Genomic DNA, 20602 nt, shown 5'->3' on the forward strand with positions numbered 1-20602 from the left:
AATGAAGCAAAACCATCATGAAAACCTATTGGAGATTATTGGGCTATTTGCGCCCTGTAAGCCGTTACGTTGTTCCTTTCTTCCTGAGCTCATTTTTTGGAAGCCTTTTTGGTGTCATCAATTTTACCTTCGTGATTCCGCTGCTGGAAGTGCTCTTTTACGACAAACCTTTGAATGTGGTAGAGCAACTGCCGGCTTTCGAATTATCTACGCAGTATTTTGCCGACTTGTTCAATTATTATTTGTCGCATTTCTTGCAAGCCAAGGGCAAACTAAGTGCCCTGCAGTTTGTGTGTGGTGCCGTGTTGGTATCTGTGTTTTTATCCAATACCTTCCGTTACTTCACACAGCGTATTTTGGAAGGCATGCGTGCCGATTTGGTGGCGCGTTTGCGTGACGATGTGTTTCGCAATGTGGTACGCCTGCATTTGGACTTCTTTTCCAACCAAAGAAAAGGAAATTTGATTACACGCATCACTTCCGATGTGATAGAGGTGGAGTATGCCGTGGCTAACTCTTTGAAGGCATTTCTTAAAGAGCCTTTTATCTTGATTATTTCTTTTACCGTACTGTTCTCTATTTCTGTGAAGCTGACCCTCTTTGTTTTGCTGTTTATTCCTGTGTCGGGCTTGATGATAGGAAGCATCATCAAGCGGTTGCGCCATTCGGCTATGAGCCTGCAGGCTGTACTGAGCAACTTGACCAGCGTGATTGATGAGGCATTTGGTGGGATTCGCATCGTCAAAGGCTTCAATGCCGAAGACTATATGCAGCAGAAGTTTCACAAAGAAAACTGGCAGTATCGTCATTTTGTACGGAAAATCGCCTTCCGTCGCGAATTGGCACCTTCGGTTTCCGAGTTCATGGGGGTAGCGGTCATGTGCGGTGTGTTGTTGTATGGCGGAAGCCTCATTTTGGTAGAGCAATCCATTTCTGCCCCGCTATTTTTGGGTTACTTGGCTGTGCTTTCCCAGGTTACCAAGCCTATCAAAGAGATAGGCAATGCCGTGAGTGCCGTACAACGTGGAATGGCCTCGGCAGAGCGTATTTTTGAGCTGATAGACACCGAGCCGGCTGTGAAAGACAAAGCCGGTGCCAAGGAGTTGAAGGTGTTTGAAAAAGAAATACGCTTCGAGCAGGTGTCTTTCGCCTATGAAGAAGGCGTGCCTGTGCTCCAGAACCTGAACTTTAGCATTCCCAAAGGTAAAATCATTGCTTTGGTAGGTCCGTCAGGCGGGGGGAAGTCAACCATTGCCGACCTGATTCCACGCTTCTATGACCCCACGGGCGGACGGATTACCCTGGACGGTGTCGACTTGCGGGATTATACGCTCAAAAGCCTGCGTGCCAAAATGGGCATCGTTACGCAAGAGTCTATTCTTTTCAACGATACCATTTTCAACAATATAGCTTTTGGAATGAACGTAACGCCCGAGCAGGTAGAGGAAGCAGCACGCATTGCCAATGCACATGATTTTATTGTGGCGTTGCCCGAAGGATACCAAACAGTAGTAGGCGACCGCGGCGTAAAGCTTTCGGGAGGACAGCGCCAGCGCATCAGCATTGCGCGGGCAGTGCTGCGCAATCCGGATATTCTGATTTTGGATGAAGCCACTTCAGCTTTGGATACGGAGTCGGAGCGCTTGGTGCAAGAAGCACTCAATAAGCTGATGAAGCACCGCACGGCCTTGGTGATTGCGCATCGCTTGAGCACCATTCAAGAAGCCGACGAAATTTTGGTGATTCAGCAGGGGCGCATTGTGGAACGCGGTACGCATGAAAGCCTGATACAGCAGCCCGAAGGGCTTTATAAGCGCTTGGTAGAGATGCAGGCACTGTAAGCCCTGCGGGCAGTTTTGCCCCGCAGCACTGCCCGGTTTTCCGGGAACATCTTCGCAACGCCGGCTAAGCCAAAAAAAAAAAACAGCCCTTTGCGCATCGTGCAAAGGGCTGTGTGTGATGCTTGATGGATGTGTGATTATTCAGCGCTTTGAGCGGCTTTTTCAGCCAGCTTCTTGGCTTTTTCTTCTTGCTTGGCGTTGATTTCATCCACCAACGCTTTGTATTCGTCGGTGCTGATGGTTTTCACATTCAAAGATATTTTGTCTTTGATGCGCTCAATCAGTTTACGCTGCATGACTTCGTCGCGCACTTCGCGATAGTTTTTGCCCTCGCCGTCCATGAGATAGCGGCGGGTGATGGCATCTAAGTCAATATTCATCATATGCAGCGGCAAGCCTTGCTGCTCGAACATGCGCTGTAAGCGCGCTTTGGCTTCCTCGAAGATTTCTTCTTCGCTTATTTCTATGTTTTCGTCTTTGGCAATGGCTTGCTTGATGAGCGACCAGCGCAAAAACTCTTCAAAGCGAGGATATTCCTGCTCGATTTGCTCTTCGCTCAAGCTTTCGTTGTTGGCTTTGAGCCAGCGTTTGAGGAAGTCGTGCGGCAGGTCAATCTTTATTTTTTCGAGCAGTGTTTCGGCAATGCTGTCAGCCAGCAGGTCGTTGGTATTTTTCTCGTAAATCTTTTCGATTTCTTCCTTGATAGCGGCGCGGAAAGCTGCTTCGTCCTTAATGTCGTCGCGGTTGGGCAGTGCTTTTTTGAACAACTCTTCGTTCAGTTCGGCCGGTACCTGGCGCACAATGTCGGTGATGGTAAAGCGGAACTCAACGTCCTTGTATTGCTCTACGCGCCCTTCTTCGAAGATGCCCAGCAGGTAGCCTGCCATCTTGTCGTCGGCAAGCACATCCGGCTTAAAGGTAATTTCATCGCCTTTTTTCAAGCCGACAAATTGCGCGCGCGCTTCTTCTTTTACCTGATTGAGCGGCAGCGCGGTGTTGTCCATCACGATAGGCTCTATTTCGCTGCCCTCTTCCACGATGCTTTCTATCTTGCCATACAGGAAGTCACCTTCTTGGCTGCTTTCCGGGTGCTCGGTCTGAGCAAATTGTTTGCGCAGGTTCTCAATGACTTCCTCTATGTCTTTGTCTGTAGCCTCCACCTTGTAGGCATCCAGTTGGGTGTCTTTGTTTACTACGTCTTTGTAGTTGATTTCGGTGTGCAAGCCCACCTCATAGTCGAAGGTGAAGGTGCCCGGGTTGTCGAGGTCCAGGCTTAAGTCGGCGTCTTCTTTGGGCAGAGGCTCGCCTACCATAGGCAGCTGCTGTTCGCGTATGTAGTCATACATGCTTTGCACTGCCTTGCGATATACCTCCTCAGCCAAGATACTTTTACCGTAGAGCTTTTTGATGAGCGATGCAGGCACTTTGCCCTTCCGAAAACCCTTGATAACAGCCGTTTTGCTGTACTCTTTAATCTTTTGCTCTACTGCGGGCATGTAATCGTCTTTTTCCAAGACTACGCTCAGGTGCCCTAAGGTAGGATTTTGTTTTTCAAATTTGATTTCCAAGGCGCTACTTATTTTGGTACAACCATTGATTCCATAGTTAAAAGCCCTCAACCGTACAAACCGGCGAGGGCTTCGCTGTGTATTGTTACTTTCGTTTCATAAGGGCAAACCATTGTTTGCGCCTTACGCTTGCTTGTGCGGGTGGAGGGACTCGAACCCCCACGCCTTGCGGCGCTAGATCCTAAGTCTAGTGCGTCTACCAATTCCGCCACACCCGCCTTCCCTTGCTCAACCACAGGGCTGTTTTCTGTCGATTGGATTGCAAATTTAGGCAAAATTTTTATATTGCAATAGGTATGCACTAAATTTTTTTCTATTCCATATGAAGCCTATCGAAACCAATAAACCTAACTTGAACGGCATAGATGAAGAAGCAGAACGCCGTGAAATTTTGAAGCGCTATCGTAAGCTGATGCGCATTGCCAAGCCCTATTTGAAAGAAGGGGATGCCGGCTTGATTAAGCGGGCTTTTAAAATGGCTGCCGAGGCGCATAAAGACATGCGCCGTAAGAGCGGCGAGCCTTATATTTTTCACCCTTTGGCAGTAGCCCAAATATGTGTGGAAGAGATGGGCTTGGGGGCTACCTCTATTGCCGCCGCTTTGCTGCACGATGTGGTGGAAGACACAGACATTACCTTGGAAGAAATAGAGCGGGAGTTTGGCAGTAAAATAGCCCGCATCATTGACGGCCTCACCAAAATTACCGATGTGGAAGATAGTGTTACCTCTTCCCAAGCCGAAAACTTCAAAAAGGTAATACTCACACTTGCCGAAGACGTGCGCGTGATTCTTATCAAAATAGCCGACCGCCTGCACAATATGCGCACGCTTGAAAGCATGGCCAAGCACAAGCAATTGAAAATAGCTTCGGAGACCATCTATATTTACGCGCCCTTGGCGCACCGCTTGGGTTTGTATTCTATCAAATCGGAGTTGGAAGACCTGTATTTGCGTTATACCAGTCCTTCGGTGTATAACGAAATAGTGGAAAAGATAGAACAAACCAAAGCCAGCCGGGATAAGTTTATCCGTGATTTTATACGCCCCATTCGCAAAGCACTGAAGGAAGAAGGCTATAAGTTTGAAATCAAAGGGCGGATGAAGTCCGTCTTTTCCATTTATCAAAAGATGCAAAAACAGAAAATACCTTTCGAACAGGTCTATGACCTTTTCGCCATTCGCATCATTCTTGATGACGTGCCGCCCCAGCAAGAAAAAGCGGCCTGTTGGAAGGTGTATTCCATAGTCACGGATTTTTACCTGCCCAACCCGGACCGCCTGCGCGACTGGATAAGCACGCCCCGTGCCAATGGTTATGAGTCTTTGCACACGACGGTCATGAGCCGCACCGGGCAGTGGGTAGAAGTGCAAATACGGACACGCCGCATGGATGACATCGCCGAGCGGGGCTACGCCGCGCATTGGCGCTACAAAGAATCGGGTGTGCAGGTGAAAAAAGGGGGGAAGCAGTCGCTTGAAACCGGGCTGGAAATGTGGCTCAACCGTGTGCGTGAGCTGCTCGAAAAAAATGGCACCGGTGCCATTGAGTTTATCGACGACTTCCGGAGCAACTTTTTCAGCGATGAAATCTATGTCTTTACCCCCAAAGGCGACCTGAAAGTATTGCCACAAGGCGCAACTGCTCTCGATTTTGCTTTCGAAATACATACCGACATAGGCAAAACCTGCATTGGGGCGAAGGTGAACAACAAGTTGGTGTCTATCAACTACGAACTAAAAAACGGCGATCAGGTAGAAATTCTCACTTCTGCCAAACAAAAACCCAGTATCGATTGGCTAAGTTTTGTAAAGACTTCGAAAGCCAAGCATAAAATCAAGGAAGCCCTGCGCGAGGAAAAGCGGGCTTTCATGAAGTTGGGGCGGGAGATGGCCAATAAAAAACTGCAACAGTGGGGCGTTCCGTGCAACGATCGCACCTATGAGCAAATGCGTGCTTTCTTTAATGAGAAGACCGTAGCCGACCTGTTTTATGATATAGGAAGCGGCGAGCTGCCCATTACGGAGCTCAAGCGCTTCAAAGAAATATTGGAGACCAAGGGGGCACGGAAAGGGCAGGTGCAGCAGATGCCTGTAAAAAAAGAAAACAAAGACGGCGTAGAGCAACCGGAGCCGCCCAAGAAAAAACAGCCAAGCGACAGCATTCTCATTGGCGATGACTACATGCATGTGCCTTATACCTTGGCAAAATGCTGTAACCCCATTCCCGGGGATGAAATCTTTGGCTTTGCTACTGCCAACGAAGGCATCAAAATTCACCGGACTACCTGCCCCAATGCCACGGAATTGCTTTCGAAGCATGGCAACCGTGTAATAAAAGCCACGTGGGCGTCGGTAGCAGAAGAATCGTTTTTGGTGGGCTTATACATCAAAGGCACCGACCGCGTGGGCATCGTCAACGATGTGTCGAAAGTAATATCCAACGACCTGAAGGTAAACATGCGTTCCATTGCCATTGACACCAGCGACACCCTGTTTGAAGGCACCTGTACGGTGATGGTGGCCAATACCGAAGCCCTGAAACAGCTGATAGAAAAGCTGAAGGCCATACCCGGCGTGGAAGAGGTGAAACGCTTGGATTATTAGTTAGAACAAATGCCTGCTCAACAGCAAAGAACCGGCCCCACCAAGGCTTTTCAAAGCCCGGTGGGGCTAAATAGTTTGGAGCTTTTTATGATTGGTTTTCGAAAAAGAGGCAATAAGCAGGGCACTGCCCAAAGCCAACAGAAGGGCAGCACCGGCCAACCACCGGGGCGATAAAAAAAGCCCTTGTTGCCCGATAAGCGGCAGCGCTTGTGCGAACAACAAGAACTCTTGCAAGCCAAAGCCCAAGTGAAAACAGCCCAAGCCTATGTAAAAAGGCAGCCGCTTGACCGCAAAAAGGCTGCTTGCCCATCCCCACAGCACATGTGTAAATATGCCCAGGTGCATCAGGTGTAAAAAACCGATGATGGCACTTCGGTAGCCCATGCTTTGTAAAGCCAGCGGCTCGTGCCACAACATAGCCACTATGCACTGCCGTGCGGCAAACGCAAGCAAGGCAATAGCCATCAACAGCCGGGAAGGTGTGCGGGCGCGGAGGTAAGTCCTGCTGCGCCATATTTGGCGGAACCACCAGATGCTTGCAATCATTTCGGCAGCAACACTGAACCGGTGAACCAACATCAATGGTTCGATGGCAATGCCGTGCCATGCAGGATAAAGGCTGTAGCTGCCCAAAACAGCCAGTGCCCAAAGCGACAGGGCTATGCGCCAGCCATGCAGCTTGGTTTTTTGACGCAATAAAAAGTAAGCAGCTACCACAAAAGCAGCCATAAAAAACCATCCTTGAAACTCGAGGTGCAAATACCACTTGATGGACAGGTCATAAGCAGGTGTTTGCTTGAGCTTTTTGGCCATCACTATTGCCAGCGCCCAGGTGCCCAGCGTAGCCAAAAAGTGAAAAGCCAGTGCCAACAGGCTGCCGTAGCGCAGCACCGCCGCCTGCTTGGCTGTGCGTATAAAAGGCACCAAGCGGTAAATGGCTACATAAGAAAGCAGTATATGCAGCGTGGAAAAAGGAATGGACAGCGGGCCATATCCTTGTACCGGGAAAGTGAAAAGCATGCCGGCAACAGCCAACTGCATAGCGTAAAACAAGCGGCGGAAGGGAACCTGCGCGGTTTCGGGCACAAACAGCCAAACCATAAACAAGTAAAAACCGGCAAACAGCCACCCCAGCACTGCCACATGAGAGTGGGCATGCAGCAAATGTTTGTACACAAAATCAAATGAATAGAAGGGATATAACCGAAGCACCACCCCTATGAGGGCTGCCACCACCAAAATGCCACCGCTTAGGCGCCACGCTTTCTGAAAAAAATCCATGGGGCTTTTTTTGATGCAATGGTTTTACTCAAAAAGTAAATAAAGAAAGTTTGCGAAGGCTTTCCAATGATGAGCATCAATGAAAAAAGAAAGCCGTACCATGGCAGTACGGCTTATAAGGTGTAAGCTACTTGTATGTACAAGCCCTTAGGCGTTCACTTCTTCAAGTTTAGAGAAGAAGAAAGCGCTTTCGATGGCTGCATTTTCGTCGGAGTCAGAGCCGTGGATGGCGTTGGCTTCAATTGACTTGGCAAACAACTTGCGGATGGTGCCTTCTTCTGCTTTGGCAGGGTCGGTAGCCCCAATCAACTTGCGGAAGTCTTCGACTGCATTTTCTTTTTCAAGCACCAAGGCAATGATAGGACCCGAAGACATGTATTGGCAAAGGTCTTGATAGAAGGGGCGCTCTTTGTGCACTGCATAAAAAGCACCGGCTTGCTCAAGAGTAAGGCGGGTCATCTTCATTGCTACGATGCGGAAACCAGCTTCTTCAATCATTTTCAAAATAGCCCCACTGTTGCCGGCTGCTACGGCATCGGGCTTAATCATAGAGAATGTACGTTTTCCAGCCATTTCTTTTCTTTTTTTTCGCTTGCAAAAGTGCACATTTCAACAGGCATTTCAAAACAGAACTATAATAAACTTAATCATAAAGTTGTATGAGCAAGAGAGATACCGGGCACACCATATTGCCTTACCGGCATACTAAATGTTGAGCCCGTTTCGTTACATGAAATGAAGTTTTTTTAAATTGAGTGTAAACCAAACTAAATACTACCTTGAAACGGAGAGAATTTATACAACTGGCAGGAATGGGCTTAGGTGCTTCCTTGTTGTCCATCCCACTGATGGGAACACCTGTGCCCTTGGAAGCTCTGTTGATGCCACGCATGAGCAGAGCCGACAAAAGAAAATTGGCTGATATTGTGCTCAACACTGCCAAGGCAGGCGGAGCCACCTATGCCGATGTGCGCATTCAGCGCTCGCTGAACCAGTACATCTTCACACGTGAGGCGCAGGTGCAAAACATCGTGAACACCGAGTCGTTTGGCGTGGGCATTCGTGTGATAGTGAATGGCACTTGGGGCTTTGCCGCTACTGATGAGGTCACCCCCGATGGCGTGAAGCGGGCGGCAGAGCGTGCCGTGGCCATAGCCAAAGCCAATTCACGTTATCAGACCGAGCCCGTGCAGTTGGCACCTGTGCCTACTTACGGCGAAGTGTCGTGGAAAACTCCCATCGAAAAGAATGCCTTGGAGGTGCCTATTTCCGAAAAAGTGGAACTACTATTGAGTGCCAATGCCGCTGCTATGAAAAACGGCGCCAACTTTGTGAACTCGGCACTTTTTATAGTCAATGAGCAAAAATATTTTGCTTCTACCGACGGCAACTACGTGGACCAGGACATTCACCGCATATGGCCTACTTTCAACGTTACGGCCATCGATCCCAAAGAAGGTAAGTTCAAGAGCCGCCAGGCAATGAGTGCCCCCATGGGCATGGGCTACGAGTATTTGTCTGCCCGCCCCGAAGGCAAAATCAAAGGACCCGAAGGCACCGGCATGACCATGTACTACCAATACTACGACATGATAGAAGATGCCACACAGGCGGCTATTCAAGCCAAGGAAATGTTGAAGGCACCTTCCATTAAGCCGGGAAAATATGATTTGGTCTTGGAACCCAATCATTTGGGGCTTACCATCCATGAGTCGGTGGGGCACCCCCTCGAGCTTGACCGTGTGCTGGGCTATGAAGCCAACTATGCGGGCACCAGCTTTGCCACCCTCGACAAATGGAAGTCAGGTAATTTCAATTACGGCAATGAGCTGGTCAACCTTTATGCCGACAAAACCCAGCCTTATGCCTTGGGCACCGTGGGATATGACGATGAGGGGGTAAAAACCAAGAAATGGTATTTGGTAAAAGACGGCATTCTGGTAGATTATCAGGCCATCCGTGACCAGGCACATATCTTGGGGCACAAAGAGTCGCATGGCTGCTGCTATGCCGACAGCTGGAGTTCCGTTCAATTTCAACGCATGCCCAATGTATCGTTGGAGCCGGGCAAAAAGCCCTATTCCGTGGATGAGATGATTCGCGACGTGGACAAAGGCATTTACATTGCCGGGCGCGGCTCTTACTCTATAGACCAGCAGCGCTACAATTTCCAATTCGGCGGAACGGTCTTTTACGAAATCAAGGGCGGTAAAATTACCGGCATAGTGAATGATGTGGCTTATCAGTCCAATACACAGGAGTTCTGGAATTCGGTAGCAGCCATTTGTGATGAAAGAGACTACCGTCTCTTTGGTTCGTTCTTCGATGGCAAAGGACAGCCTTCGCAAATTAGTTCGGTATCGCACGGAAGCGCCACCACCCGCTTCAATGGCGTGAATGTCATCAACACAGCTCGTAAGATTTAATTTAAAGCCGCAAACGACTATGAGAATTCTATCAAAAGAAGAAGCCAAGCAGTTGCTTGAAAAAATCATATCCTACTCGAAAGCCGATGAGTGCGAAGCCAGCCTGAGCGGTGGGCAGGAAGGCAACATACGCTATGCCCGCAATACCGTAACCACCAGTGGGCAAGTAGAAAACCTGGGGGCTTCGTTTACTGCCTACTTTGGCAAGCGCTCCGGCACGGTAACCTTCAATGAGTTCGACGACGAATCCATTGCCAAGGCGGTGCGGCGTGCCGAAGAGCTGGCCCGTTTGGCACCCGAGAACCCCGAGCATATGCCGGTGCTTGAGCCGCAGCAATACATTGAAACCCCCACTTTCGTGGACCGCACGGCACAAATTACTGCCGACTACCGCGCCGACGTGGCCGGCAAAAGCATTGCTTATTGTAAAAACAAAGACCTGATTGCCGCCGGCTTCTTTTTAGATAATGCCGGCTTTTCGGCACTCATGAACTCGAAGGGCCTGTTTGCCTACAACCGTTCCACAGGCGTGGATTTTTCACTGACAGTGCGCACTACCGACGGCACCGGCTCGGGCTATGTGGTACAGGACTTCAACGATGTAGCCAAGTTCGACATAGAGGCAGCCACCCGCATTGCTGCTCAAAAGGCATTGGATTCGCGCAATCCGAAAGCTTTGGAGCCGGGCAAATACACCGTGATTCTGGAGCCGGCGGCAGCCGTGGACCTGCTGCAAAACATGCTTTCCAACATGGATGCACGCAGTGCCGACGAGGGGCGCAGTTTCTTGAGTAAGCCGGGCGGTGGCACACGCGTAGGGGAAAAGCTTTTCGACGAGCGCGTAACCATCTATTCCGACCCGGCGCATCCGGAAGTGCCCGCTTCACCTTGGGCAGGCGACGGGCGCCCCCGGGAAAAAGTATATTGGGTGAAAAACGGTGTAGTGCAAAACGTGTTTTATTCGCGTTATTGGGCTGCCAAAAAAGGCGTGAAAGCCATTCCGCCACCTGCCAACGGCATCATGCTGGGCGGTGACAAGAGTATAGAAGAGATGATTCGCTCTACCAAGCGTGGTATTTTGGTAACGCGCCTGTGGTATATCCGCACGGTCGATCCCCAAACTTTGCTCTATACGGGATTGACACGCGACGGCACTTTTTACATAGAAAACGGAAAAATCATGTTCCCGGTGAAGAACTTCCGTTTCAACGAAAGCCCTGTTATCATGCTCAACAATCTGGAGGAGCTGGGCAAACCTCAGCGCATCAACGGCAGCCTGGTGCCGCCTATGAAGATTCGTGACTTCACCTTTACCAGCCTTTCCGATGCTATATAGCCCCAAATAACACAAGTCCGTGTGACACCTTCAAAGCCCGGTAAGCATTCGTCCTTGCCGGGTTTTTGTTTTTGGAAAAAGCCATGAAAAGAACCGGATATAGGCTTTGTGCTTGGTAAATCATCAAGGGCAAATCCGGCAGGAGTGGAGTGCCAAATTGAAATATAAAGCCGTTATAAAATAGTTCTTACGAAAGAGAGCGAGATGTCTCTGCGTCTCTCTGTGTTCTCTGTGGTAAGGAAAAAGGATACTCACCACAGGGGCGCACAGAGTATCACAGAGGAATGGGTTATACTCCGTGCCCCTCTGTGTTCTCTGTGGTAAGGAAAAAGGATACTCACCACAGGGGCGCACAGAGTATCACAGAGGAATGGGTTATACTCCGTGCCCCTCTGTGTTCTCTGTGGTAAGGAAAAAGGATACTCACCACAGGGGCGCACAGAGTATCACAGAGGAATGGGTTATACTCCGTGCCCCTCTGTGTTCTCTGTGGTAAGGAAAAAGGATACTCACCACAGGGGGCGCAGAGTATCACAGAGGAATGGGTTATACTCCGTGCCCCTCTGTGTTCTCTGTGGTAAGGAAAAAGGATACTCACCACAGGGGCGCACAGAGCATCACAGAGGAATGGGTTATACTCCGTGCCCCTCTGTGTTCTCTGTGGTAAAGAAAAAGGATACTCACCACAGGGGGCGCGGAGTATCACAGAGGAATGGGTTATACTCCGTGCCCCTCTGTGTTCTCTGTGGTAAAGAAAAAGAAACACTCACCACAGAGGGCGCAGAGTGCCACAGAGGTGTGGTGAAAAAAGAGCATGGATCGACATGGAGAAGTAATTAAAAACAGGGGACATGCCCCTGTGCACTGATTATTCTTGCTTATACACTTTGCCGTCTTTCATCACAAAAACCACCTTACGCAAGGTAGAAATGTTTTCCAATGGGTTGTCTTCTACGGCAATCACATCGGCCAGCATGCCTGCTTCTATGCTGCCGAGGTTGTTGACACCCAACAGGTCGGCAGCATTCAGTGTAGCCGAACGGATGGCTTCGAGAGGGGGCATGCCTGCTTCTACCATCAACTCAAACTCTATAGCATTGAGCCCATGCACCGACACGCCTGAATCAGTGCCAAAAGCGATTTTTACGCCGGCCTTATAGGCTTTGGCAAAAGTCTTTTGTATTTGCGGACCTACCGCCAAGGCTTTGGGCACCACTATGGGGGCATAGTAGCCGGGCACTTTGGCTGAGTCGGCAACGGTGCGTCCTGCCAAGATGGTAGGCACATAATAGGCGCCTGTCTTCTTGAAGAGCTCAATGGCTTCGTCGTCCATATAGGTGCCGTGCTCAATAGAATGCACGCCGGCGCGCAGTGCTCTTTTCATACCTTCGGCACCATGGGCATGCACGGCTACTTTCATGCCGTAATCGCGGGCAGTTTCCACAATGGCGCGCAGCTCTTCATCGGTGAATTGCGGGGCTGTGCCACTTTTGGCAAGGCTTAAAACACCACCGGTAGCCGTGATTTTTATGAGGTCGGCGCCGTTCTTATAGCGCTGTCGTACGGCTTTGCGGCACTCATCCGGACCATTGGCCACACCTTCATAAGGACCGGGATCGCCCATCAGGTCTTTGCGGTAACCGTTGGTAGGGTCGGCATGGCCGCCTGTAGTAGCAATGGACTTGCCGGCGGTAAACACGCGCGGTCCGTCTATCAGGCCTGCATTGATGGCATTGCGTAGTGAAATATTGACGCCTGTGCCACCTAAGTCGCGCACGGTGGTGAAGCCTGCCATCAGCGTTTTGCGGGCATAACCTACCGAACGATAGGCGATATCGGCGGGGTTCAGTATGAAGCGCTCGAGCGTATTGTGCGGATTAGTTTCCGACTCGAGGTGCACGTGCATGTCCATCAAGCCGGGAAGCACATAACGGCTACGCAGGTCAATGACCTTTTCGCCCGCCTTGGGGGCTACATAGCCTTTTTCTATGCCGCGAATGGTATTGCCTTCGATGCGCACCGTGACGCCTTCGAGCCACTTGCCTTTTTTGACGTCGAGCAGGTGCCCACAATGCAGCAGGGTGGTTTGAGCCAAGGCGCTGCCCAGCCCCCAGCACAAGAGTAAAAGGGTAATCAGCTGTTTCATGTTTATACGGGTTTGGTTTCTACCAGATGAAGATAAAAAAAAAGCGGCTTACTGTTTTTTTATTTTTGAACTGAAGTGTGTATTCTGCCGAAAGATGTACGATATATATTTTTGCACAGGCTTTGATCTCGATTGAAAAATATTGGACTTCTGCTCTTTTTGATGGAAGAAGTACAATTTGAACCGGAAACACGTCTGCTGAAGGCGCACGACAGCCTACAAAAAAACGGCGCCTGTCAAAGACGCCGTGATATGAAGAAATTTCGATATGGCATGCCGGTTTACAAACTCAAAGTGAGCCCTTGGCTGAACTGATAAATAAAAGGAGTGATGGGAATCAGTGGCAGGCTTTCGTAAGAAGCAGTAAATGAAGTGTTGAATTTCAGCTTTTGAGAAATAGGAAAATTGAGGTGCAGCTCGCCACTAAGCCGGTGGCGGAAATTGCTTACCGAGTCGTCATAGCCTGTTTGGTAATAGACCGCCATGACCGTTTTGACGGTAGGCGAGATTTGTCCACGCCAGTGAATATAGTTGGATGACTTCCAGAAAAAAGGATTGGCTTCGTAGCGTGTGCTTGCATCGCTGAGTTGCCAGCGCTCGCGCTCTGCCATGAAGCCCATGCCCACAAATATGTGATGGTGGGGGGTGTCGAGCAAGCGCCAACGAATGCCGGCACCGCCCAGGTAACGTTCCTGCAGGCCGCGCAGTTTATCTACCTGCCACTGTGCAAACAGCTCATACGACAATGTGCGCTGCCAGAAGAGGTTGCTGCGCAAGTGTGTATAGCCAAAGTTAAAAAACTCGGCATCGTTGATTTTCAGATAGCTGTATTGGTTCAAAAGCAAATAAAGATGTTTTTGCCCTGCGCGCAACACGTCCAGGTTGCCCCGCACCGAAGTGTAGCGCAAGGGGGTGTCGTCGAGTGCCGAACGGTTGTAAAGACCCAAAGAAGTGCCCAGGTTCAGCAACCAGTAATTGGCAGAGTCGGGCAGCAGCCGTTCTTTTTCTATATTCAGTATTTGAGCGTTCACCGGGAAGCTGCCCCACAAAAAGCAAAATAAAATACAAAGGAGGAATTTATTGCTGTGCATTTTTCTCTTGTACAATCTCTTGATAAAGCACCTGTAACACCACATCGCCTACTGCTTTCAATGTGTTTTTATCGATGATTGACAGGTTGTCTTTTAAAGTATGGTGATAGTCGCCAAAGCCGTCTTGATAATCGATGATATCGATGCTTGGAATCTTGGCATCGCGGTTCACATAGAAATGGTCGTCCAAAATGCCGCCAAAGCTCATATTTGCTTTTTGATTGACAAAATAATGCCCGTAGCCCATCATTTGAGCTATCTGCCATACTTTTTCCACTATTTGAGGGGCATATTCCATGGAATATGGTTCTTTGTAAAAACGCGCATTTTGTGCACCTACCATATCCAGCAGAATTCCGTAGTAAGCACTGTAGTTAGGTACATGTGGGTTTTTTGCCCAATACTGCGAGCCTTGGCACCAATAGACAGAGGGGTTGCCTTCGAACTCATCTATGAACTCGGGGAGTCCGTTGTCTTCCATGTCGAAAAGAACAATATCAACACCTACTGCCGGTTGATGGCTTGCCAGCAGACGGGCTACTTCCAGCAATACGGCCACACCACTGCCCCCGTCATTGGCGCCGTCTATGGGCTTGCGCCACAAAGAGTCGGCCGTCTCTTTGTCTGCAAAAGCACGGGTATCCCAGTGTGCCATAAGCAAGATGCGGCGTTGTATGTCGGGGCGATAGCTGGCAATGATATTACGCCCTATGTAGGTCTTTCCGTCAAACGATTCTGCTTCGAATACTTGCATTTGTGTTTGCAGCCCGAAATTTTGCAATTTTTCATAGAGCCAGCGCCCACAGGCATCATGAGCGGCCGAGCCGGGCGTACGGGGACCAAACGCTACTTGTGCTTTGATGTAGGCATAAGCGGAGTCGGCACTGAAAGAAGGGGTTTGTTTGAGGGTGATGGATGGCTTTTTTTGCTCTTGGCGGCTTTGCTGCTTGTTTTGCTCACAGCCGGCGAACAAAGCACAGCATAAGCCAAGCAGAATGAAAAGGGAAAAATATCGTTTCATGACAAATAGACATTTATATTTTTTTGCTTGAACAGCCTGCCGGCGGATGGACATGCTCCACCGGCAGGCTTTGTTTTTATTCTATTCTATTCTTCATAAGCCCAGTCGATGCCTTGCTTGCTGTCACGCACGGCAATGCCCAAGGTCTTCAGATCGGCACGGATGGCATCTACTTTGTCGTATTGCTTTTGGGCTTTGGCTTCTGCGTAGTGCTTCAGTATAATATCGAGCAAGGGCTCAAAAGCTTCGGGACGCTCTTCTTTCATGCCCAAAATATCTTCCCACAGCAGGGGCATTTCCTGTTGCAAGCGGGCAAATATTTCGGGGGCTACTTGCCCGATGGCTTGTGGATTGGTGCGGAACTGATTCACTTTTTTTACCAAGGCTTGAAGATGGGTAAGGCAGAGTGCCGTATTCAAATCATCATAAAGGGCAGCCCACGCCTTGTCCAAACCTTGGGCGATTTCTTTTTCGAGTTTTTCGTTGTGTTCGCCCGTCGTTTCGGGATAGTGCATTTTTTTCAAGTCACGGATGGCATTCAGCAGCTTGATATACACCTTGCGTGCGGCTTGCAGCGCTTGGTCCGAGAAGTCGAGGGTACTGCGGTAATGTGCCAGCAGTAAGAACAAGCGCACGGTCATGGGGGTATAGGGCTGGGAAATAAGAGGGCTGTTGCCGCTGAACAACTCTTCAAGTGTGATGAAGTTGCCCAGCGACTTGCTCATTTTCTTTCCTTCAATGGTAATGAGGTTGTTGTGCAACCAGTAGCGCACCGGCGGCTTGCCGTCGTTGGCTGCTTTGGCTTGGGCTATTTCACACTCATGGTGGGGGAACACCAGGTCCATGCCGCCCCCGTGGATATCGAAGGTTTCGCCCAAGTATTTGGTGCTCATGACAGTACATTCAAGGTGCCAACCGGGGAAGCCGGCGCCCCAAGGTGAGTTCCAGCGCATAATATGCTCGGGGTTGGCTTTTTTCCAAAGGGCAAAATCAGCAGGGTGGCGCTTTTCTTCTTGCCCTTCGAGGTTGTCGCGGCTGTTGGCCATTTGCTCTTCGGGGTCACGTCCCGAAAGCTCGCCATAGGGGTGGCTTTGTGCATATTTGGGCACATCGAAATAAACCGAGCCGTTCACTTCGTATGCCCAACCTTTGTCTATGATGCGCTGTACTGCTTCTATCTGTTCCAGTATGTGACCGGTAGCCGTGGGTTCAATGCTTGGACGCAACACATTGAGCCAGTCCATCACGCGGTGATACTTTACCGTATAGCGCTGAACCACTTCCATGGGCTCGAGCTGTTCCAGCTTGGCACGCTGTGCTATCTTGTCTTCGCCGTGGTCGCTGTCGCCGGTGAGGTGCCCCACGTCGGTAATGTTGCGCACATAACGCACTTTGTAGCCCATATGCTGAAGCAGACGGTAGAGTACATCAAAAACCACCGCGGGGCGGGCATTGCCCAAGTGGGCATCGTTGTACACCGTAGGACCGCACACATACATGCCCACGAAAGGAGGGTTCAGTGGCTCGAACAACTCTTTTTTCTTGGTCAGTGTATTGAAAAAATATAGCTTCTGCGGTTGACTCATGGTTTTTTGCGGTTTCGTATTTTTGAATGACAAAACTAAGAAAAAAAAGGCGCTTCGTAAGGGAAGCGCCTGTGCTATGCCTTGACTGCTTTACATGGGTTCGTAACGATAGGCAGCAGGCAGTGCCAATGCCGTAAGTGCCGGTGCCAGACCTTCTTCAAGGGTGGCGAAAGAGAAGCCGCGTTCCAGCCCTGCTTCTATGATGGCCGGCAGCAGGCGTATCATCCGTGGATATGCTTTGATGCTGTCGTGAAAGACCCAAATGCTGCCATCGCGCAACAGAGGTTTCAGTTGGGGCAGCAGCCCGTCGGCTTGCAGGCGTGGGTCGTAGTCATGGGTAAGAATATCCCACATCACCACGGCATAATGCTGACGCAGTGCGCGCAGCTGCTTGGGACTGATGCGCCCATAAGGTGGACGAAACAGGCGCGGCAGGGCAGTGCCGGCAGTTTCTTCCATGATTTGACGGCACAGGCTCACTTCTTTCAAGTAAGCAGTAAGTGACGTATGCCATCCTTTTACATGGTGAAAGGTATGATTGCCTACGGTATGGCCTGCTTGTAGCACTTCCCGGAACAAGGAGGGATGCTTGCGCACATTGTCGCCCACACAAAAGAAGGAAGCCCGGATATTATATTGGTCAAGGATGCGGAGCACTTGTGGGGTTGCTTCGGGCACGGGGCCGTCATCGAAAGTTAAATAAAGCGTAGGGCGTTGCGTGTGTTTATACGGCACCTGCCAGTAGCAAGAAGGGAAAGCGCGACGCAAAAAAGTAGGGGTACGAAAGAAGGGCATAGGATTGGTTTTCAAAGCAGTACGACCATAAGGAACAAAAGAAGTGACGCAAAAACTGCGCCACTTCGAATTTGATTTATACCACAATGTTGATGATGCGCTTGGGAACGATGATTATTTTTTTCGGGGTTTTGCCATCGACCCATTTCTGTACGATTTCGTTTTGCAAAACCACTTGTTCTATCTCTTCTTTGGGCATGTCCAAGGGCAAAGTGATTTTGGTGCGCATCTTGCCATTGATGGATACCGGATATTCAAAGCTGTCTTCTACCAAATAGCTTTCGTTATATGCGGGGTAGGGGGCATCTACCACCGAGGTGTTGTGCCCCAAGGCGTGCCATAGTTCTTCGGCAAGGTGCGGAGCATAAGGCGAAAGCAACACCACAAAAGGCTCTAAGATGGCACGTTTGTGGCAGCCAAGCCGCTGCAACTCATTGGTAAGCACCATGAAGCTACTCACCGGTGTGTTGAGCGAAAGGCGCTCAATGTCTTCGCTGACCCGCTTGATGGTTTGATGAAGCACTTTCAACTCTTCTTTGGTCGGGGTTTCATCGGTTACTATCAATTGCCCTTCTTCATCGAAGAAGAGGTGCCATACTTTGCGTAAAAAGCGATAGACGCCATCGATACCATGGGTGTTCCAAGGCTTCGAATGTTCCAAGGGGCCTAAGAACATTTCGTACAGGCGCAGGGTGTCGGCACCATATTCGGCTACGATGTCGTCGGGGTTTACTACGTTGTAGCGCGATTTTGACATTTTCTCTACTTCGTAGCCACAGATATATTTGCCGTCTTCCAGAATAAACTCGGCATCGGCAAGGTCCGGGCGCCAGCGCCGGAAGGCTTCGGTATCCAGCACATCGTTGTGCACCAAGCTGATATCCACATGCATGGGTACGGTGTCGTATTGGTCTTTGAGACCGTAAGACACAAAGGTATTGGTGTTTTTAATGCGATACACGAAGTTTGAGCGCCCCTGAATCATGCCCTGATTCACGAGCTTTTGGAAGGGCTCATCGAAGGGAATCCATCCGCGGTCATAGAGGAACTTGGTCCAGAAGCGGGCATAAAGCAAGTGCCCCACGGCGTGTTCGGTGCCGCCTATATACAGGTCCACATTTTTCCAATAGTCGATAGCTTCGGGCGAAGCGAAGCGCTCTTCGTTGTGGGGGTCGCAATAGCGCAGGAAGTACCACGAAGAGCCTGCCCAGCCGGGCATGGTGTTCAGTTCCAAGGGGTAGCCGTTGGGACTTACCCAGTTTTCGGCGCGTCCCAAAGGCGGGTCGCCGTCTTCGGTGGGCAGGTATTTGTCAATGGGTGGCAATTCCAACGGTAAGTATTTTTCATCCAGCGCATAGGGGATGCCGTTGCGGTATTCAATGGGAATGGGTTCGCCCCAGTAGCGCTGACGGGCAAAGACGGCATCACGCAGCTTGTATTGCACGCGGCGGCGCCCCAAGCCACGTTTTTCAACTTCTTCTATGGCTTTTTCGATGGCTTCCTGCCAGTCGAGTCCGTTTAGGAAATCCGAGTTGATAAGACGCCCATGTTTGATCTCGGTGGGATTTTCGAGCGTTTCGGTGCCTTCAATAACCGGAACGATGGGCAGGCCAAAATGTTTGGCGAAGCGGAAATCGCGGTCGTCAGATGAAGGCACGGCCATTACTGCCCCCGTGCCGTAACCTGCCAGCACATAGTCGCCTATCCATACGGGGATGGGCTTACCGGTGAACGGATGCACCACATAGGCGCCGGTGAAGACACCGGACACATGCTTGACGTCGCTCATGCGGTCGCGTTCCGAGCGGTTTTTGGCTTCTTCTACATAGGCCATCACCTCGGCACGCTGCGCTTCGGTGGTGATGCTCTCTACCAGTTCGTGCTCGGGCGCCAATACCAGGAAGGTAACACCAAAAATAGTATCGATGCGGGTGGTGAATACTTTAATGGCCATGTCTTCTTTCCCTTGTATGGGAAAGTTGACTTCGGCGCCATAGGATTTGCCTATCCAGTTGCGTTGCATCTCTTTGATGGCCTCCGACCAGTCGATGCGTTCGAGCCCTTCCAGCAGGCGTTCAGCGTAGGCGGTAATGCGCAGTGCCCACTGCCGCATTTTTTTCTTTACTACGGGATGCCCGCCACGTTCCGACACGCCGTCTTTTACTTCATCGTTGGAAAGCACCATGCCCAAAGCCGGACACCAGTTTACGGTCATGTCATCGAGGTAGGCCAGGCGGTAGTCCAACAATATCTCTTGCTTTTTGCGCTCGTCGAAAGCCTTCCATTCTTCGGCGCTAAACTGCGGGGTGTCTTCGCTGCAGTGGGCATTCAGCCCTTGGGTGCCCTGTTTTTCAAAGTGGGCAATGAGTGTTTCGATGGGCTCGGCTTTGTCGGTTTGTTTATTGTACCATGAACCGAAGAGCTGGAGGAATATCCATTGGGTCCATTTATAATATTTGGGGTCGGAAGTGCGCACTTCGCGGCTCCAGTCATAGGAGAAGCCAATGGCACGCAGCTGCTCTTTATAGCGGGCAATATTTTTTTCGGTGGTGATGGCCGGGTGCTGTCCGGTTTGTATGGCATACTGCTCGGCAGGCAAGCCAAAGGAGTCGAATCCCATGGGGTGCAGCACATTGTAACCTTGGTGCCGCTTGTAGCGGGCTACTATATCGCTGGCGATATAGCCCAACGGGTGGCCTACATGCAAGCCGGCACCGGAAGGGTAGGGGAACATATCGAGCACATAAAATTTCTGTTTACCGGGTATTTCATCGACCCGGTAAACCTGTTGCTCATCCCAGTACTGTTGCCATTTTTTTTCTATCTCGGCGGGTGTATATCCTTTCATATCTGTTTTGATGGTCTATGAATCAGGGGGCAAAGTTACAAATAGATTGGGGCTGAAA

The 20602-nt window shown here is 50.2% G+C and carries 13 protein-coding genes and 1 tRNA gene; 4 read left to right on the forward strand and 10 right to left on the reverse strand.

Features of this window, described 5'->3' with window-relative positions:
* Positions 1 to 17: 17 nt before the first annotated feature.
* Positions 18 to 1841, forward strand: a complete 1824-nt coding sequence (locus QVE43_RS11010) for an ABC transporter ATP-binding protein (RefSeq protein WP_288007126.1) — start codon at positions 18 to 20, stop codon at positions 1839 to 1841.
* A gap of 137 nt (positions 1842 to 1978) precedes the next feature.
* Here QVE43_RS11010 and tig read toward each other — a convergent pair whose 3' ends face one another.
* Both tig and QVE43_RS11020 read right to left on the reverse strand, forming a co-directional pair.
* A complete protein-coding gene (tig, locus tag QVE43_RS11015; protein ID WP_288007128.1) occupies positions 1979 to 3409 on the reverse strand; it encodes a trigger factor in 1431 nt (476 codons plus the stop codon).
* Positions 3410 to 3545: 136 nt separating this feature from the next.
* Positions 3546 to 3627: transfer RNA gene (locus tag QVE43_RS11020), tRNA-Leu, on the reverse strand.
* 104 nt (positions 3628 to 3731) lie between these two features.
* Between QVE43_RS11020 and QVE43_RS11025 the strand changes: the two genes are divergently transcribed.
* Positions 3732 to 6014 (forward strand): bifunctional (p)ppGpp synthetase/guanosine-3',5'-bis(diphosphate) 3'-pyrophosphohydrolase, encoded by a 2283-nt coding sequence (locus tag QVE43_RS11025; protein ID WP_288007130.1) that lies wholly within the window; start codon positions 3732 to 3734, stop codon positions 6012 to 6014.
* Positions 6015 to 6080: 66 nt separating this feature from the next.
* Here QVE43_RS11025 and QVE43_RS11030 read toward each other — a convergent pair whose 3' ends face one another.
* Both QVE43_RS11030 and QVE43_RS11035 read right to left on the reverse strand, forming a co-directional pair.
* Positions 6081 to 7295: a hypothetical protein gene (locus tag QVE43_RS11030; RefSeq protein WP_288007132.1), complete on the reverse strand. Its 1215-nt coding sequence runs from the start codon at positions 7293 to 7295 to the stop codon at positions 6081 to 6083.
* Between the two features lie 147 nt (positions 7296 to 7442).
* Positions 7443 to 7868: a nucleoside-diphosphate kinase gene (locus tag QVE43_RS11035; protein WP_038030046.1), complete on the reverse strand. Its 426-nt coding sequence runs from the start codon at positions 7866 to 7868 to the stop codon at positions 7443 to 7445.
* A 206-nt stretch (positions 7869 to 8074) separates the two neighbouring features.
* On the opposite strand from QVE43_RS11035, the gene QVE43_RS11040 reads away from it, so the two are divergent.
* Both QVE43_RS11040 and QVE43_RS11045 read left to right on the forward strand, forming a co-directional pair.
* On the forward strand, positions 8075 to 9721 hold the full coding sequence (locus QVE43_RS11040; RefSeq protein ID WP_288007135.1) for a TldD/PmbA family protein: 1647 nt from the start codon (positions 8075 to 8077) through the stop codon (positions 9719 to 9721).
* A 19-nt stretch (positions 9722 to 9740) separates the two neighbouring features.
* On the forward strand, positions 9741 to 11057 hold the full coding sequence (locus QVE43_RS11045) for a TldD/PmbA family protein (protein WP_038030043.1): 1317 nt from the start codon (positions 9741 to 9743) through the stop codon (positions 11055 to 11057).
* Between the two features lie 868 nt (positions 11058 to 11925).
* On the opposite strand, the gene QVE43_RS11050 is transcribed toward QVE43_RS11045, so the two are convergent.
* From QVE43_RS11050 to leuS, 6 genes are all read right to left on the reverse strand, one after another.
* A complete protein-coding gene (locus QVE43_RS11050) occupies positions 11926 to 13203 on the reverse strand; it encodes an amidohydrolase family protein (protein ID WP_288007136.1) in 1278 nt (425 codons plus the stop codon).
* A 281-nt stretch (positions 13204 to 13484) separates the two neighbouring features.
* On the reverse strand, positions 13485 to 14294 hold the full coding sequence (locus tag QVE43_RS11055; protein ID WP_288007137.1) for a DUF481 domain-containing protein: 810 nt from the start codon (positions 14292 to 14294) through the stop codon (positions 13485 to 13487).
* Positions 14281 to 15315, reverse strand: a complete 1035-nt coding sequence (locus QVE43_RS11060) for a M28 family peptidase (protein ID WP_038030033.1) — start codon at positions 15313 to 15315, stop codon at positions 14281 to 14283. The genes QVE43_RS11055 and QVE43_RS11060 overlap by 14 nt, the downstream gene beginning before the upstream one ends.
* Positions 15316 to 15401: 86 nt before the next feature.
* Positions 15402 to 16901 (reverse strand): cysteine--tRNA ligase, encoded by a 1500-nt coding sequence (cysS, locus tag QVE43_RS11065; RefSeq protein ID WP_288007140.1) that lies wholly within the window; start codon positions 16899 to 16901, stop codon positions 15402 to 15404.
* A 90-nt stretch (positions 16902 to 16991) separates the two neighbouring features.
* The gene (locus QVE43_RS11070; RefSeq protein WP_288007142.1) at positions 16992 to 17696 is read right to left on the reverse strand and encodes a polysaccharide deacetylase family protein; all 705 of its coding nucleotides are present in this window, start codon (positions 17694 to 17696) and stop codon (positions 16992 to 16994) included.
* Positions 17697 to 17772: 76 nt separating this feature from the next.
* Complete coding sequence (gene leuS, locus QVE43_RS11075; protein ID WP_288007144.1) at positions 17773 to 20544, reverse strand: leucine--tRNA ligase; 2772 nt, start codon at positions 20542 to 20544, stop codon at positions 17773 to 17775.
* Positions 20545 to 20602 lie beyond the last annotated feature (58 nt).

The organism is Thermonema sp., assembly GCF_026003375.1.
In the GTDB taxonomy this organism is placed as follows: domain Bacteria; phylum Bacteroidota; class Bacteroidia; order Cytophagales; family Thermonemataceae; genus Thermonema; species Thermonema rossianum.